Here is a 16,110-nt window from a genome sequence, read left to right on the forward strand (position 1 = left end):
GGGGCTCTGCCATGGTGCGAACGCCGCCTACCTGATCGCAGTCTCAGCGCTCCCTTAACGGCGCCATAAGGATCTCCTTCTCCTGCCTCCAGCAGGCGATTCCGCGGTTTCTTCGGGCTAGCTTGCTGATCACCCCCACGGGTTCAGCCCAAGCTTCCGGGACCGTTTCGAGGAGTTCCCCCATGACCGCCGCCCTGCCCCTGCGCCGCAAGGCCGCCGCGATCGCCGTCGTCGGCATCGCCCCGCTCGCCCTGACCGCGCTCGCCGCCGGGCCGGCCGCCGCGCACGGCACGATGGGAGACCCCGTCAGCCGGGTCTCCCAGTGCTACGCGGAGGGTCCGGAGAGCCCCAAGTCGGCCGCCTGCAAGGCGGTCGTAGCGGCGGGCGGCACCCAGGCCCTCTACGACTGGAACGGCATACGCATCGGTGACGCGAACGGGCAGCACCAGGCGCTGATCCCGGACGGCAAGCTGTGCAGCGCCAACAGCGACGAGTTCAAGGGCCTGGACCTGGCCCGCGAGGACTGGCCGGCCACGAGCGTGAGCAGCGGCTCGTACACCTTCAAGTACCGGGTGACCGCGCCGCACAAGGGCACCTTCAAGGTGTACGTCACCAAGGCAGGTTACGACCCGTCGCAGCCGTTGGCCTGGGACGATCTGGATCTCCAGAATCCGGTCGCCACGGCCACCGATCCGGCCGCGGCGGGTGGCTTCTACACCTTCTCCGGCACCCTCCCGCAGCGCTCCGGCAAGCAGTTGCTGTATGCGATCTGGCAGCGCTCGGACAGCCCGGAGGCCTTCTACTCCTGCTCGGACATCACGTACGGCGCCACCACTGGCGCCGCCGACAGCGGCAGCGGTACGACCACCGGCTCCTCCCCGGCTCCCGCCCCGACCGCCTCCGCGCCCTCCGAGGAGCAGATCGAGGCCGGTGCCGACAAGTCGACCGTCGAGCACAACGGCCACGGCGACAACGACGCCAGTACGTCCGCGGAACCCACCACGGCCACCACGGATCCGGCAACCGACGACCCGAACACCGAGGCCCCGGAAACCACCGCGCCGGCCAACCAGACCGAGGTCCAGGCGGCCGGCACCTCGGAGAACCTCGCCGAGACGGGCGGCGACGGCACCACCCCGTACCTCGCTGTCGGCGGCGCCGCCGCCCTGGCGCTCGGTGCGGCGACCCTGTTCGCCTCGGTCCGCCGCCGCGCGGTGAGCGGCGGACGCCACGGCCGCTAGGTGTATTGATCACGAGCGACTCCGGGGTCTGTCCGGCGGCTCAGGCCGGACAGGCCCCCGCCGCGTGCTCGGCCTCGGCCTCAGCCGAGCCCCGACGCGCAGGTGGTCGGGGTGGCGTGCGCCGGATCGAGCGCGTTCGCCACCTCGTGGAAGGCGATGCGGTCGAGCAGGCCGATCGCCACATGCTCGGAGAGGTCCAGGGCGCACAGGTTCTGCAACAGGACGTTGTTGACGTCGGAACCGGTGAGGAACTGTGAGCGGTACGGCGTGACCACCTCGTCGTACCTGGTGGCGATGACCGTGTAGTGGACGCCCGCGACGGTGTCGCCGCCGGCGTTGAGTTTGGCCAGGAACGCCGAGCCGACGACCTGGTCGGCGAGTGCCGGGGTCGCGGTGGACAGCAGATCCTGGGCACCGGGGAAGGACGGCAGCAGGTGGGTGAGGCCGTTGAGGTCGGTGCCGTGGTTGTCGGGCGCGATGCCGACGAGGGCGTTCACCTTGGCGGCTCCGCCGAGGAACTTGAGGTAGTAGCGGGGCATCATGCCGCCCTGCGAATGGCCGACGAGGTCGGCCTTGGCGGAGCCTGTCGCGGCGAGCACTTTGTCGACGTAGACCTGGAGCTGCTCGGCCGACTTGTCGATCGGACCGAGGCCGTTGAAGAGCGGGACGCCGGGCAGTTGCCCGTAGTCGAGGGAGTAGACGCAGTAGCCCCTGGTCACCAGGTAGGGCGCGAGGGCCAGCCAGTTGTCGACGGAGTTCCCCAAGGTGCCGTGAACGAGGACGACGGGGCGAGGGTGTGCGGTGGAGGGCTTGCAGGAGTAGTCATTCCAGCCGCGGCTCGGCGCGGCGGCCTCGGCAGCGGTGACGGTGGCAGCGGGGGCGATGACGACCGTGGCGGTGAGCAGGACTGCGGCCAGCGGTCTGAGCAGGCGCTTCCAGGGCAGCATCGAGTGATCTCCTTGCGGCTCAAGGGAGTTGCGACGACGTACGCCCTGTGATCCGGATCACGAGGATGCTGTTCACTCTTCAAGTTACGAGTGAGTAGTCCAAGTGTGAAGTTACGCGTCAGTAAAAACTTCCAGCGGTAGTCAGGAGCCGTGATAAGGCAACCGACGAACCGTCACCAGGCGGGCTTGATGGGACCGTAGGGCGCAATCTGCGCCAAACGGTCGCGCAACGCCCGAACTTCACCCTCACCGAGCAGTTCGACCCACGGTCGAACGGCCTCCGCCGCCGCTTCTTCCGCGGCACGCGTGCAGGCCCAGCCGCGTTCGGTCAGTACGAGCAGCCGGGCGCGCGCGTCATCGGGGTGCGGCCGCCGCTCGACGTACCCCTTGCGCACCACCTCGTCGACGAGCTGACTCGCGGCCTGCTTGGTGACCCCGAGGTGCGCGGCGAGGTCGGTGACCGTCGCCCCGCCCGGCGCGAGCCGCGCGAACGCGAAGCCGTGCGCGGGCCGCACCCCCTCGAATCCCCGGGCGACGACACCCTCGTGGATACGTTGCGTCAGCTCACCGGCGGCGGCGAGCAGCACGACGGACAGGGCCATGGCCTCGGATTTCTGCACGCAGGCATTGAAACACCCTTGACGTATTGGTCAAGTAGGTTGACCATATAGTCAACCTACTTGACCATCCAGAGGGAGATCCGCCGTGCCCGTCATCCACCCGTCCCAGGCCGTCGTCCACGAGATACACGGCGCCCGCTTCGTCTCGTACGCCACTCCCCTCAGCGGCAGCAGGGAGCTGTGCGCCTGGCGGGGCGAGATCCCGGCGGGCACCAAGGCCCCGGTCCACACCGTCAGTCGAGAGGAGATCTTTCATCTTCTCTCCGGCGAACTGCTGATCACCCTCGACGGCCACACCGAGCGGATCACCGCGGGCGACACGGTGATCATCAACCCGGGCGCGACGTTCGGCGTCGAGAACCCCACCCAGGAGACCGCGATCTCCTGGGTCACCACGTCCATCGGCCTCACCGCGGAGCTGGCCGACGGCTCGGTCCTCACTCCGCCATGGGCCAACTGACCCGACGGGCGGGCTCGGAGCACGTCAGCTCCGGGAACCGGCCGATCCGAGTCCGTCCAGTTCCGGTGTGGGGAACCGATTCAGACCAGCACGTCCGCCGGTAATCCACGGGTAGTTGAGCACGTCAACTTGCCGATGGCTCCAGCCAGTTCAGCAAGTTCTGAGCGTTGCGGCGATTCCCAACCCGAGTCGGCGGCGTTGACGACCCCGCGCTAGGCTCAGGTCATCGGGGGAATGTCGACGGGGTGGAGGACGACGTGCCGGACGCGGAGCCGTTGAACGGCGACCCGATCGCCCCGCAGTGGACGCCGCCGACGATCGACCCGACCGTGGCCACGTCGGCGCGCATCTACTCGTATCTGCTCGGCGGCAAGGATCACTTCCCGGCCGATCGCGCGGCCGCGGAGAAGGCCCTGGAGGCGATGCCGGTCCGGGACTTCGCCCGCGTCAACCGCGCTTTCCTGACCCGCGCCGTACGGCACCTGGCCGAGATCGGCCTGGATCAGTTCCTGGACATAGGCGTCGGTCTGCCCGCCCCCGGCGGCACGGCCGAGACCGCGCTGTCGGTGCGGCCCGACGCGCGGATCGTGGGCGTCGACAACGATCCGATAGTCCTGGCGCACGCTCGCGCTCACGGCGAGGAGCCCGCGCCGTCCCCCGCGACGATCGTCGCGGGGGATCTCCGCCGTCCGGCGGAGATCCTGGAGAATCCCGAGGTACGCGGCCGCCTGGACTTCGACCGGCCCGTCGTGGTGCTGCTGGTCGCGGTCATGCACTTCGTCATTGATGAGGACGACCCCTACGGCGCGGTGCGCACCCTGATGGACGCCGTCGCCCCGGGCAGTGTGCTGGTGCTGTCGCAGGTGACCGCCGACCTGGACCCGGAAGGGATGCGCGCGACGGCGAAGGCCTACGCCCGATCGTCGGTGAAGACCGCCGTGCGAAGCGGCAAGGAGATCGCCGCGTTCTTCGACGGCCTGGAGCCGGTCGACCCCGGCCTGGTGATGCTGTCGCAGTGGCGGCCGGACGAGCAGGTCCTCGCCGGGGACGACCGGATCGGGATGTACGGCGGAGTGGCACTCAAGCCCTGAGCACTGGCTGGTGCGCGCTGCGGCGGTCAGCCGGTGAAACCCCGGATGCGCAGGAACTTCGCGACATCGCGGGCGATCGAGACGATGCTCTGCCGGCCGCGGATCCGGTCCACACCGTGCAGGTGGCGGCGCCCGTCGTGGTGGAGCCCGAACGGCCGGCCGGCCTCGGGGGCGTACGCCACGGCTTCGCCCGCATCACATGAGCCGAGCGAAACTGCCCCATTGACCTGTCGACAGTGCTGCCGTCCAACGCCCGCAGCGAGACCAGCGCATCCCCGACCTCACCGGATGAGGCCGACACCCTCCGTGCCGGAGCCCTGCCCGACTCCATCGTCTGGACACCCACAACTTCCCCTCGCGGCAGAAGCTCCCATAGCTTCCATGGCAGGAGAACTGCGGCACAGGGACCGCATCCATGCGCCGGTTGAGCCCGGTCCATCAAGTTGAGTGGCAGCGATCCATCGAGGTTTCAGACTGCTGAACCACTCAACTCTGCTGGCTCGCTGCTGAGATGGGGCGCCGTTTGCTGAACTAAATCGGACCCCTGCATCCGGGCAGCCGAGCCACTCGGTCATCGCCCCGATGACGTGGGGCGTGAGCCAGCGCCGCGGGGTGCACGGCCCCCGGCCCGAAGCGGCGGCGGGCCCGGTCCGCGGCTGCTTCGGCGGCGCGGGCACGGTCGTCACCGGGGTCCAGGGTGAGTTGGCGATGGGCGTCGCCGGCCGGCCGCAGATCGTCGGCACGGATCACGAAGGCACGGACCCTTGCCCGTTGCAGTCCGAGGGAGGCCAACAGTCCCAGGGCAGCCGCGGCGAGGGCGGGCGAGTGGCCGGTGGATTCCGGCAGCGGACGCGTGCGCGTGGTGGAGCTGCGGTCGGCGTACCGGACCGTGAGGGTGAGCCGGCCGGCGACCTGGTTCTCGCCGCGCAGGCGGGCGCCGATCTGTTCGGCCAGGCCGAGGACGGCTCGGTGCTGTTGTGCCGGATCGAGGCAGTCCCGGTCGAGCAGGAGATCGGCGGCCAGATGAGTCGCCGGTTCCGCGGGGACGACCGGACGGAGGTCGTGACCACGGGCCCGTTCGGCCAACAGCCGTGCCTGGCCGGCGCCGAGGAGACGTTGCAGGGTCGCCGCGGGTATGTCGGTGATCTGGCCGATGGTGTGCAGGCCGTACCTGGTGAGGGTGGTCGCCGTGGCGCGGCCGATCCCGGGCAGTGCGGTGAGCGGGCGGGGGTGGAGCCAGTCGGCGGCCCGCTCGGCCGGGACCCAGGTGGTCTCGCCGGGCGCGGACGCGTCGGCCGCCATGGCCGCCAGCATGCGGTTGCTCGCGAGGCCTGCGCTGCTGTCGATGCCGCAGTGGGCCCGCAGTCTCATCATCACCGTCTGAACCATGTCGTAGGGGGACAGGTCGAAGTATCTGAGCGCCGAAGTCAGGTCCAGCTGAAGGGCGTTGGGTGGGATGGCCTGCACATGGGGCGTAATACCAGACATCAGTTCGATTATGTCATCGTACTGATCCTCGGTCAGCGCGGTGTGCAGATGAAGGTGGGCGATATGCCGCTGACGTGTGGTCATCCCGCGCTCCCGGGGCTGCGATGGCCGAACTTCTTCAGGTCGGCCGAGCGGGTACCGGCCGGCTGGAGATCGGCGTACGGGTGCAGGCGGGCGCCGGTGGTGCCGTTGGCCAGGGTGCGCTGCGGCTGGGTGGGGGCGGCGGGCGGCGGCTGTCCCGGAGCCGGTTGGGCGGGGGTCGGGTGCGGGCGGCCGGCGCCGAGCAGGGCGAGGGCGGCCCCGGGGCCGTCGTCCCGGCGGGCGGCGGCGATCTCGTCCAGGTCCCAGGCCATGGTGCCGACGACGGTACGGCGGGTACCGCGCACCTGGACCGTGCCGCGGACCAGGAGCAGACCGCTGTGGAAGACGGTGTGCGCGCAGGCCGGGTGGGAGTCCTCGAAGAAGGCGAGGTCGACCAGCCCTGAACCGTCCTCCAGGGTGACGAAGATGATCCGCTTCCCGCTGGCGATCGGCGGGGTCTGCGTGGAGGCCCGTACACCGGCGACCAGGACCTGCTGATTGGCGCGCAGCCCGGCCAGGTGCGCCGCGTCGGTCGCGCCGATCTCGCGCAGCAGCCGGTGGTGATGCTCCATCAGATGCCTGGAGACGTCGATACCGAGGGCGCCCAACTCTGCGCTCAGGGCCTCACGTCCGGTCATCTCCGGCAGACCGCTCGGCTCCGCTCCCCCAACTGCGTCTACTTCGATGGGCAGTTGGCCCTTGCCCGCGGACCGGGTGCGGGAGGCCCGGTGGAGTTCGGCGATCTGAAGCAGCAGATCGCGGCGCGTGAGACGCCCGTCATGGAGAGGGCTCAACGCGCCGATCTCCGCGAGGCGTTCGGCGATCGGCCGGCTGGGGTGGGCCCGCTGCCAGAAGTCCGACAGTGATCCGTACGGCTGCCCCTGCTCGATCCGCGCGCACTCCTCCTCGCTGATGCCGTGCACCGCGGACAACGCCAGCCGTGCACCCCACTGCTCCCCGTCGGTCTTCTCCACGGTGTGCTTCACCTTGGAGCGGTTGATGTCGACGGGCAGGACCTGCACCCCGCGCCGACGGGCGTCGGAGACCAGGACGCGCTTGGGCCACATACCGGGGTCGTGTTCGAGAAGACCTGCCAGCAGGTACGCCGGGTGGTGGGCCTTGAGCCAGGCGCTCTGCAGGGCCGGTACGGCGAAGGCGACCGCGTGGGCGCGGCAGAAGCCGTACGCCCCGAAGGCCTCGACGGTCTTCCACACCTCGTCCCGGACGGTCGCGCTGTAGCCACGTACGCGTGCCTTCTGGTGGAACCAGTCCTTGATCCTGGGCAGTTGGTCCTTGTCACCGAGTGCTCGTCGGGTGATCTCCGCGAAGGCCCGGTCGCAGCCGGTCATCACATGCAGCGTCTCGATGATCTGCTCGTGCCAGATGGTCACGCCGTAGGTGTCGGCGAGCACGGGTTCGAGGTCCTGGTGGGCGTAGTCCGGTGTGCCGCCGTGCCGGGCGGCGATGTACCGCTCGGGCATGCCGCCGGCGACCGGCCCGGGGCGGAAGAGGCTGATGTCGGCGATGACGTCCTGCGGGTCGCGGGGCTGCAGCCGGGACAACAGGTCCTGCTGGCCGGGCGACTCGAGCTGGAACAGGCCCAGGGTCTGGCTCTCCTGGATGAGCTTGAACGCGAAGACGTCGTCGAGCGGCACCTGCTCGGGGTCGTCCAGATCGATGTGGTTGCCGGTCGTCCGTTCGATCTCGGCGACGGCGTGGGCCATCGCGGACTGCATCCGTACGCCCAGGACGTCGAGTTTGATGTTGCCCAGCGCCTCGATCTCCTCCTTCGCCGCCATCGCCATCGGGTAGTCGCCCTGCGGAGTGGGCTGCACCGGCAGCCGGTCCAGGAGCGTCGCGTCGCTGATGACCACGCCGCAGGGGTGCATGGCCATGCCGTGGACCAGCGAGTCGAGGCCTTCGGCGAGCTCCCAGAGTGGCCCGTAGCGGCCTGCTTCGGCTGCCAACTGCCGCAGTTCGGGCAGTTCGGCCAGGGCGCCGGTGATGTCGGAGGCGCGGAGGTGCGGGAAGCTCTTGGCGATCCGGTCGACGTCGGCGGGTGCGATCCCGAGGGCCAGGCCGGTGTCCCGCAGGGCCCGGCGGGCGCGGTAGGTCTCGGGCATCGCGGTGACCGCCACTCGCTCCCTCCCGAACCGTTCGAAGATCGTGTCGTAGCACTCCAGCCGGCGGGCGGACTCCACGTCGATGTCGATGTCCGGCAGCGATTCGCGGCGCTTGCTCAGGAAGCGTTCGAACAGCAGGCGATGGTCGAGCGGGTTGGCGGTGGCGATGTCCAACGCGTGGCAGACCAGCGAACCGGCGCCCGAACCGCGGGCCGCGACCCGGATGCCCTTGGCCCGGATGTCGGTCACGACCTGTCCGACGGTGAGGAAGTACGAGTCGTAGTTCCAGTGGGAGATCACGTCGAGTTCCTCGTCCAGCCGGTCGAGTGCCGCTCGGTCGCGGTCGAGGCCGCGTCGGGCCAGGCCGTCTTCGCACCTCCGGCGCAGCAGCCGGGCCGTGTCGCCCGCTCCGGGCCCGACGCCGAAGAGCGACGGTTCCGGGAGGTGGGGTGTGCCGAGGCCGAGGTCGGCTCGGGGGTCGAGGGTGCAGGCGGCCGCCGTGGCGGCGGTGTCCGCCATCAGACGGCGGGCCCGAGGGATGTCCCCTCCGGCGCATTCGACGATCATTCGCGCGACGGTCTCCATTCCTCGCTCGTCCTTGAGCCAGCGCTGTCCGCTGTCCAGCCGGCGCCGGTCGATCGGTCGCAGCAGCCTCGCCGCGTCCAGGACATCGGCGAGGCGGTGCTGGTCGGGGTCGGCGTAGCGGACGGCGTTGGAGAGCACCGCGGTGGTGCGGGTGCGGTCGGCCAGCGCCAGGGTGCGGGCGGCCAGGCGGAGTGATCCCGGTCCCGTGCTGAAACGTTTCTGCGCGGCGATCTCCAACCGGACCCCATCCCCGAAGACCTCCCGCCACGGCTCCAGCAGCTTCATCGCGACGTCTTCCCGGCCCACCGACAGCGCCCGCACCGGCTCCGAGAGCGCACCGAGCAGCACGATCAGACCGGGGCCGCCGTACTCGCGCAGCGCCTCCCACGGCACCACGGGCGCCGTACCGGACACGGCGCCGACATGGGCGGCCGAGGTGATGCGGCACAGCCGTGCCCAGCCCGCCCGGTTCTGTGCGAGGAGAACGAACCGCAGCGGCGGCTCGACGACATACGCGCCGCCGCGTGCCGGAGTGCGTCGGCGCCGGACCGGCGGCGGAGGCGCCAGGGCCTCGGCGGCGAGGTCGATGCCGAAGAGCGGCCGGATCCCCTCCTTCTCGCAGGCATGCGCGAAGCGGACGGCGCCGGTGACCGTGTCCCGGTCGGTGAGTGCGAGGGACGCCATGCCGCGGTCGGCCGCCCGTCGGACGAGCTGCTCGGGGTGTGAGGCGCCGTAGCGGGCGGAGTAACCGGACGCGACGTGCACATGGGCGAAGCCCGCCATGCCGCACCTCCATCACTCCGCCCCTTTTCAGCCAGAAGCCCGATATCTTCGTCGTACGTTAGTTCGATTACTCTAACCTCATCAGCACCGGTCAGCGACTTGATTCGAACACATCGACGAATACTTGGCGAGATGGGCAACGGCCGAAACAGGGCTGCCCCGCCATCTCCCTGGCGGGGCAGAGCAGTTGGGAAGTGAGTGACGGATTGCGGTAATCAAATTACTTTGCGTGACGACTCGGTCTATTCGGGCTCGGGAGTGTCTGTCGTGTCTGTCTCGGCGGCTTCCGGTTCCGCGGCGATCGCCTGGGCTGTGATCGCGGTGGTCGTCGCGGTGGTCGTCGTGCGCTGCGCGGTCTCCAGGGCGTGCAGGCGGCGCTTGATGTCCCGGAGTTCGGTGAGGAGGGTGTCGGGGCGGTTGATCCTGGTCACGGTGTACTCCTGGGTCAGGGGGTGTGCGTGGTGGGTGTCACCGTCAGCTGGACCTGCTCCTCCCCCGCGTCGCTGCCCGGGGTGACCTCGATCCCGGTGATCCGTACGTCGAAGTGGGTGCCCTCCGGGAAGAACACGTCCTTGATGACGACCGTGGCGTCGTCGCCGACCTGATAGGAGCCGAGTACGGGTTCCAGGTCGGCGCGCACGGTCAGTTCGGGCAGGACGACGGGGGCCGAGACCGCAGCGAGGGCCGAACGGGCCTGGGAGCGCAGGAGGTTGACGTCGGTGAGGTTGACGTAGGAGACCTCGGTCTCGGTGAGAGGGCGTCCGGTGGCGCGGTCCTCGGCGACGGCGACCAACTGGCTGGTCTCGCCCTGCTCGCCGAGGGCGAAGACGCGGCTCGCGGTGGAGGCGCCGTCGACCGGCCAGGCGTAACCGATGAGGTTGGCTCCGTACTCCCACACGTGCGGGGTGCCCTGCTGGCCGAGGTGGGGTGTGCCGACGCGGAGTCTGCGGACGGGGCGGCCGTCGGTGCCGTACGCCATGTCGAAGAGGAAGTCCGGGCCGTCCTCCAGGCTGGCCAGTTCGCGCAGTGCCTCGCCGGTGCTCTTGAGGCCGGTGCCGGGGTAGTCGAGGGTGCGGGTGATGCCGGAGGGGGCCGTGGACTCGGGGCGTACCTGGATGTTGCCGCCCGGGTGGGCCTGGGCGACGGCGACGAGGGTGCGGGCGATGTCGGACTGGTCGGCGTTGGTGAAGGAGACGTCGACGGAGGCCAGGTCGGTGGCGTTCGGGTCGAAGTCGGCGGGCAGGACGCGGCGGTGGTCGAAGTAGGAGAGGAAACCGGCCGCCCCGATCTCCAGGTGCTGGTCTGCGGAGGTGTACTTGGCGGTCCAGATCACCCCGCCCCAGACGAGCACGCCGTCGCGCTCGACGTAGAGGGCGGCCCGTCCGGGTTCGGTGAGTTCGCGGGGGCGGTGGACGGTCACCCGGGGGTCGCCGAGGGGCAACCGGGCGCGGAATTCGCCGGCTTCGTTGAGCTCCGTGCTGAACGTGGTGTCGTACAAAGGGAGTTCGTCGGTGATGGCGCCGGTGGCGAGGTCGGCGGTGTAGTAGGTGTAGCGGGTCGGGCGGGAGGCCACTAGCCCACCAGCCAGGTGGTGTTGAGGTAGAGCAGCTGGTTGGCCGGGAGGGGCGTGTCCTGGGGGAACACTCCTACGGTGCCGTCGGTGCGGAACATGAGTTCGAGGCCCCGCGTCACCCCGCCCAGCACGGCGTACCAGTGGTGTCCCATCGTCGGGCGGACCCCGGCAGGGAGGCCGGTGAGGATGGAGGTGCCGTTGACCGAGACGGCGACGGAGGTGCGGATGGCACCGCGCAGGTGGACAACGGATCCGATCCGCCGTACGGCCGGTGTCTCGCCGTTGTAGACCGTCCAGTTGGGGAGCAGCGGGAGCGTGGTCCAGCCGGTGTCGTCGTTGACCGCCCGCCAGTTCGCCGAACTGTCGTACCACTCCAGGTGGTTGGTGTCCAAGCGGTGGATGTACATGCCGCTGTAGGGGTACGTGGGCCGGCCGCCCTCGCCCCAGACCCGCAGGATGCCGCCGGCGGCCGTGGTCCAGACACGCAGGTCGTCGATGTCGGTGGCGGCGACGGAGGCGGCGTTCTTCGCGATCCTGAGCCGGGCGAGCGGGATGTAGTCGCCGGTCACCGCGGGGTCGGTGGGAGTGGCGGCGGCGGTTCCCTTGACGAGTTCGACGGTCATCGCGGTGGTGGTGTCGCCGTACTGCGTGTCGCGCTGCCGGGCGATGATCAGGTCGTTGCGCGGGTTGGCCGAGTCGGCGGGGTTCGTGCCGAGTGCGTCGAGGGTCTTCTGCTGGTCGAGCGTGACGAGGTAGGCGCCGGTCGCGGTGGCCCTGGTCCCCTGGATCACGCCCTGGAAGGGGCTGACGGTGACCTTGCCGGACACGGTGGCGGTGGGCTGGACCTTGCCGGGGTCGGCGGTGGCCGGCCGGATGCCGCTGCGGGCCTGGACCGGGCTTGCCCCGGGCGCGGCGAGCACGCCGGTGGCGAGCCGGGCGTCCTCCGCGTCGACGACACCGCCGGAGATCCAGCCGGAGTCGCGTTCTGGGGTGGGCGTACTCATGGAAGTGCCTCTTCCGGTCGGAGGGTCACAGAACGGGGAACGCCAGGACGCGCAGGCCGGTGTAGTGCGCGGCGGCCGAGAACACGGACGCGGTGCCGGTGGTGACGCCGCCGCCCCGGCCGAAGGACTGCGTCACCACCAGCGGTGTCGCCGCGGGGAGCAGCCGGTGGCCGCTCGCGACGCTGGTGATGATCTTCGTGGGGCCGCCGTGGAAGCAGGCGAGGGCCGAGACCACCCCGTCCAGGCCGCGCGCCACGTGGTCCCACCGCTCGTCGGGGCCCGAGGTCTGCACGGTCACCTGCGCCGTGATCAGCAGCATCCGGGGGTAGGGCGCGGTCGGCACGGTCACCTGGTTGAAGGTGTACGAGCCGGCACCCGCCGAGCCACCGGTCTGCGGCCAGCCCGCGTCGGCCGGGCCGAAGAACTCGATCGCACCGGTCGCCGCGGGACGCCAGGAGGTGCCTCTGCGGACCATGTCGAGCCCTGTTTCCAGGTCGTACAGGCGCTGTCCGGAGTAACCGTCGGCCGGTAACGACTCCTGGACCTGGAGGGGAAGCACCCCGCCGGCGGCGACGGTGTACGCACGCAGGTCCTTGATGTCCGCGGGGGTGACGGACCCCGCGTTCGCCCGGACGGTGATCTCGGCGAGCGGCATCCAGTCACCGGTCACGGTGGGCGGCACCGGCGTCACCGCGGGCTCCCCGGCCACGACCCGCACGAGCATGCCGTCGCTCTCGTCGCCGTACTGCCGGTCCGTCTGCTGGGCCACGACGAGGGCGATGCGCGGGTTGGACGCGTGGGCCGGGGCCGCGGTGAGCACGTCGAGGGTCTTCTGCTGGGCAAGCGTGATCAGATACGCGCCCGCGGCGGTGGTACGAGTGCCCTGGATGACCCCTTGGAAGGGACGTACCGTCACATTGCGCGAGGGGGTCGAGGTCGCCTCGACATTGCCGGGGCTGCCGGGGCCGGGTCTGATCCCTGTGCGGGCGGCGATCGGGTTGCCGGGGTTCGCGGACGCCGCGGCGAGCACGCCGGTGGCGAGGCGGGCGTCCTCGGCGTCCACGACACTGCCGGAGAGCCATCCGGAGTCACGCTCGAAGTCAGCCATGCGGGGGCGTTCCTTCCGTAGCCGTTTTCTGGGCGGTCTCAGAGCCAGGCGTCGCGCCATTCGGCGGTCAGCCGGGCGGCCGGGGCATAGTCGCGGGCGCGGAAGAGGACGGGCGTGGCGCCCGGCCGGAGAGGGAACCAGTCCGAGCCGGGCCGCAGGGTGGAGCGGCGGGAGGCCGTTCCCTGGAGCAGCACCGAGCGTGCGTCGGTGTCGATGAGCAGGAACTCGCCTTCCTGGAGGGTGAGTTCGAAGGCGAGTTCATCGCCGGTCGCGGTGTTGGTGATCACCGGCTGAACGCAGGGCCCGGCGATCCGCCAGGTGGGCCAGGTGGGGGCGGTGCCCTTGTTCTCCAGCAGCAGCCGGCCACCGGAGGAGCCGGGCCCGAAGTTCAGAGGGAAGGAGAGCGGGAAGGTGACACCGCCGCTGGAGGAGGGCAGCGGGCAGGTACTCGCGTTGAGCCCGTACGAGTACCGCAGCGGGTCAGGCGCGGTCATGGTCAGGGAGAACTCGAAGGAGCCGGACTTGCGATCGACGATCTTCGTCTCGGCGGTGAGCCGGACCAACGCCCTGCGGGTGCGGTGCGGTTCGGTGACGACGAGCGGCAACAGCGCGCTGCCGTCGGCCAGTACGGCGGCCAGCCGGTCCTTGGCCGCTTCCCGTGCCATCCGTTCGGGGGCGATGGCGGTGCCCTCCAGGGTGATCACACGAGAGCCTCGATATGAGGGCGCGTCGAACGCGCCGTGCCGTTCGGGGCGATCGATCAGGGTGAGCCGGACGGGCGGGGTGGACGCCCAGCCCTGCTCGCTGGTGACCCACCATTCGACGCCGGCGTCGTCGACTGTGTTCCCGGCCCAGCCGTCCACCTCGAACACCGGCTGCTGGAGCTGCTGTCCGGTCATCGCTTGGCCGCCCAGGCGAGTTCGCGGGCGGTGATCCGGCCGATCTCGTACTCGGACTGTCCGGGGCGGGGGTGGACGTTGACGGTGACGGGCGCGGACGCGGCGGCGGCGCCGGTACGGGTCCCCGACCGGGCGGCGGTGCCGGCGAGGCTGTAGCCGGGGCCGATCGCACTGCGCGCGGTGGCGGTGGCGAGCCTCCCGGCGGCGCCCGCCACCCGGTTCCCGGCGCCTTCCATACCCAGGGCGAGGCCTTCGCCGATGTCCCCGCCGAAGCCCATCATCACCTTCGAGGGCGAGGAGATGCCCAGCGCGCTGCGGATGGGGCCGGGAATCTTGTCGACGATGAAGTTCTTGACGGCGGAGAGGACGGCGGAAGCCTTGTCGCGGATGCCGTTGATGAGGCCCTGGACGATGTCACCGCCCATGTTCCTGAGCTTGCCGGGCAGTTCGGCGAAGAAGCTCACGATCTTCCCGGGTACGCTCCGCAGAAAATCGACAACGGAGTTCCATTTGTCGACGATCCAGTTACGGACCGACCCGACCGCCTCCTTGATCCGGTCCCAGTGCTTCACGATCGCCATGACGGCGATGCCCACCGGGCCGGTGAGAACGGCCACGAGCAATGGCCAGTTGGCCTTCAGCCAGTTGACGACGCTCTTCCCCGAGTCGATCAGCCAGCGGATCGCGACCGACGCCGCCTTCATGGCCACGCCCACTACCTGGCCGATGATTTTGAACGCCGCCTGCATGACGGCCTGCACGGTCTTCGACTGCATCGCCATGTCGATGAGCTTGCTGATGAGGGGCATGATGAGGGCGAGGATCGCGCCCATGATGTTGGCCTTCATCGCGGTGTTCAGGCCGCGTTGGGCGGTGGTCGCGGTCCGCAGTCCCTGACTGAACCGGTTGAAGAGGCCGCCGCCCGACGCCGCGCTCTGGCCCGCCCGTTGGACATCACTGGAGGCCCGGACCGCTGCGGTCCGCATCTGGTTGAGGCCGGCGCTCGCCTGTGTGGCCGAGGTCCGCAGCCGTCCGGTGGCCGTGCCCGACTGAGTCGCCGCGGTCCTGAGCCGGTCGACCGAGCCGGTGGCGCCGGTGACCGCGGTACGCATACGCGTGACGGCACCGCCGGTGTTGGTGGCGGCGGACCTCATCTGGTTCAGCGCCCGGGTGACCGATACGAGTGACGTCTGCATGGTGGGTTGGCTCCGTCGGTGTCGCCGTTGGGGTCGGTGTCGTGCGGGTCGCTATCGGCGTAGGGTTTGTTCGAGGGATTTGAGCGCGTTGTCCAGGCGATAGACGGAGCCGCGCGTGCTTGTGGTCTCTTCGTCCAAGTCGCTGATTTTCTGCAGGCCCTTCCTGACCGCGCGGTCCAGGACTCCAACTTGCTTGAGGGCCTCCTGAGTCCTGATCCGCACGGACTTGCTGCGCTGGTCCGCGGCGTTGGCGACCTGGCTGACCTTGCCGATCCTGGCGCTGAGGGCACTGAGCTGGGTACGCAGACGTTGATCGTCCGCGGTCAGCTTTCGGTGGATGCCACCGATCGCGTTCTGGAGGGCGGTGCCCCTTTTGGTCAGCCGCTGCTCATCGGCCTGGAGGCGGCGGATGTCGGCCGTGGCGGCGTCCAGGGTCCGCTTCACCGCGCCGAACAGGTCCTGGGTGGCCACGGCTCTGATGGTGAGACCGTGAAGCCGTCTGTCCTGCTCGTTGTCCACCTTCTCCTGAGCCTTACGCTCAAAGATCTTGTTCAGATCGATGGCCGCGGCCTCGTGCTTGACCAGGCCGTACTCGGCCTGGACCCCGAACACGCTGAGCGTGCCGGCGTTGGCTTCGGCCTTCGCTCCGGAGACTTCGGCCTTCGCACCGGTGACCGGCACGTTGTCGGCAAGCCACTTGGCGTCCACGACTTTTCGTACGGCGTCCTTGAAGGATTTGGACGTCACATAGTCGTAGAGCCACAGGGGAATGGTTCCGGTCTGCTCCGAGGGGGGCAAAGTTCTCCTCCTTTCATGCGGGCGAGCTCAGGAAGGCCACGATCGCCGCCGCCGACGCGCCGTGCTCCGCAGTCGGACTCCCCTGTTCAGGGCCCCCGTTGCTGCCGTCGCCC

At 69.9% G+C, this 16,110-nt stretch carries 15 protein-coding genes; 3 read left to right on the forward strand and 12 right to left on the reverse strand.

The window, feature by feature from the left end:
* Positions 1 to 194 precede the first annotated feature (194 nt).
* Positions 195 to 1,241 (forward strand): lytic polysaccharide monooxygenase, encoded by a 1,047-nt coding sequence (locus ACFWP7_RS21220; protein ID WP_384383190.1) that lies wholly within the window; start codon positions 195 to 197, stop codon positions 1,239 to 1,241.
* 80 nt (positions 1,242 to 1,321) lie between these two features.
* Here ACFWP7_RS21220 and ACFWP7_RS21225 read toward each other — a convergent pair whose 3' ends face one another.
* Positions 1,322 to 2,188, reverse strand: coding sequence for an esterase/lipase family protein (locus ACFWP7_RS21225; RefSeq protein WP_384383099.1), 867 nt, complete (start codon positions 2,186 to 2,188; stop codon positions 1,322 to 1,324).
* Positions 2,189 to 2,361: 173 nt separating this feature from the next.
* The gene (locus ACFWP7_RS21230; protein ID WP_384383100.1) at positions 2,362 to 2,808 is read right to left on the reverse strand and encodes a MarR family winged helix-turn-helix transcriptional regulator; all 447 of its coding nucleotides are present in this window, start codon (positions 2,806 to 2,808) and stop codon (positions 2,362 to 2,364) included.
* Positions 2,809 to 2,893: 85 nt separating this feature from the next.
* Between ACFWP7_RS21230 and ACFWP7_RS21235 the strand changes: the two genes are divergently transcribed.
* Both ACFWP7_RS21235 and ACFWP7_RS21240 read left to right on the forward strand, forming a co-directional pair.
* Entirely contained in the window at positions 2,894 to 3,268 is a 375-nt protein-coding gene (locus tag ACFWP7_RS21235) for a cupin domain-containing protein (RefSeq protein ID WP_384383101.1), read from the forward strand.
* Between the two features lie 245 nt (positions 3,269 to 3,513).
* A complete protein-coding gene (locus ACFWP7_RS21240; protein WP_384383102.1) occupies positions 3,514 to 4,359 on the forward strand; it encodes an SAM-dependent methyltransferase in 846 nt (281 codons plus the stop codon).
* A gap of 26 nt (positions 4,360 to 4,385) precedes the next feature.
* On the opposite strand, the gene ACFWP7_RS21245 is transcribed toward ACFWP7_RS21240, so the two are convergent.
* From ACFWP7_RS21245 to ACFWP7_RS21290, 10 genes are all read right to left on the reverse strand, one after another.
* A complete protein-coding gene (locus ACFWP7_RS21245; RefSeq protein ID WP_384383103.1) occupies positions 4,386 to 4,541 on the reverse strand; it encodes a hypothetical protein in 156 nt (51 codons plus the stop codon).
* A gap of 349 nt (positions 4,542 to 4,890) precedes the next feature.
* Positions 4,891 to 5,931 (reverse strand): ImpB/MucB/SamB family protein, encoded by a 1,041-nt coding sequence (locus ACFWP7_RS21250; RefSeq protein WP_384383104.1) that lies wholly within the window; start codon positions 5,929 to 5,931, stop codon positions 4,891 to 4,893.
* The gene (locus ACFWP7_RS21255; protein ID WP_384383105.1) at positions 5,928 to 9,419 is read right to left on the reverse strand and encodes a DNA polymerase III subunit alpha; all 3,492 of its coding nucleotides are present in this window, start codon (positions 9,417 to 9,419) and stop codon (positions 5,928 to 5,930) included. The genes ACFWP7_RS21250 and ACFWP7_RS21255 overlap by 4 nt, the downstream gene beginning before the upstream one ends.
* Before the next feature lie 242 nt (positions 9,420 to 9,661).
* Entirely contained in the window at positions 9,662 to 9,850 is a 189-nt protein-coding gene (locus ACFWP7_RS21260; protein ID WP_384383106.1) for a hypothetical protein, read from the reverse strand.
* A gap of 14 nt (positions 9,851 to 9,864) precedes the next feature.
* Positions 9,865 to 10,992 (reverse strand): hypothetical protein, encoded by a 1,128-nt coding sequence (locus ACFWP7_RS21265; protein WP_384383107.1) that lies wholly within the window; start codon positions 10,990 to 10,992, stop codon positions 9,865 to 9,867.
* Positions 10,992 to 11,996 carry a hypothetical protein gene (locus ACFWP7_RS21270; protein WP_384383108.1) on the reverse strand — a complete coding sequence of 335 codons (1,005 nt, stop codon included), beginning with the start codon at positions 11,994 to 11,996 and terminating at the stop codon, positions 10,992 to 10,994. Before ACFWP7_RS21270 ends, ACFWP7_RS21265 begins: the two co-directional genes overlap by 1 nt.
* A 25-nt stretch (positions 11,997 to 12,021) precedes the next feature.
* Positions 12,022 to 13,104, reverse strand: a complete 1,083-nt coding sequence (locus ACFWP7_RS21275; protein ID WP_384383109.1) for a hypothetical protein — start codon at positions 13,102 to 13,104, stop codon at positions 12,022 to 12,024.
* A gap of 38 nt (positions 13,105 to 13,142) precedes the next feature.
* Positions 13,143 to 14,003, reverse strand: coding sequence for a phage distal tail protein (locus ACFWP7_RS21280; RefSeq protein ID WP_384383110.1), 861 nt, complete (start codon positions 14,001 to 14,003; stop codon positions 13,143 to 13,145).
* On the reverse strand, positions 14,000 to 15,199 hold the full coding sequence (locus tag ACFWP7_RS21285) for a hypothetical protein (protein ID WP_384383111.1): 1,200 nt from the start codon (positions 15,197 to 15,199) through the stop codon (positions 14,000 to 14,002). The genes ACFWP7_RS21280 and ACFWP7_RS21285 overlap by 4 nt, the downstream gene beginning before the upstream one ends.
* Before the next feature lie 51 nt (positions 15,200 to 15,250).
* Positions 15,251 to 15,997, reverse strand: coding sequence for a hypothetical protein (locus ACFWP7_RS21290; RefSeq protein WP_384383112.1), 747 nt, complete (start codon positions 15,995 to 15,997; stop codon positions 15,251 to 15,253).
* Between the last annotated feature and the right edge of the window lie 113 nt (positions 15,998 to 16,110).

The sequence above is a fragment of the Streptomyces sp. NPDC058470 genome, assembly GCF_042721055.1.
Classification (GTDB): Bacteria; Actinomycetota; Actinomycetes; order Streptomycetales; family Streptomycetaceae; genus Streptomyces.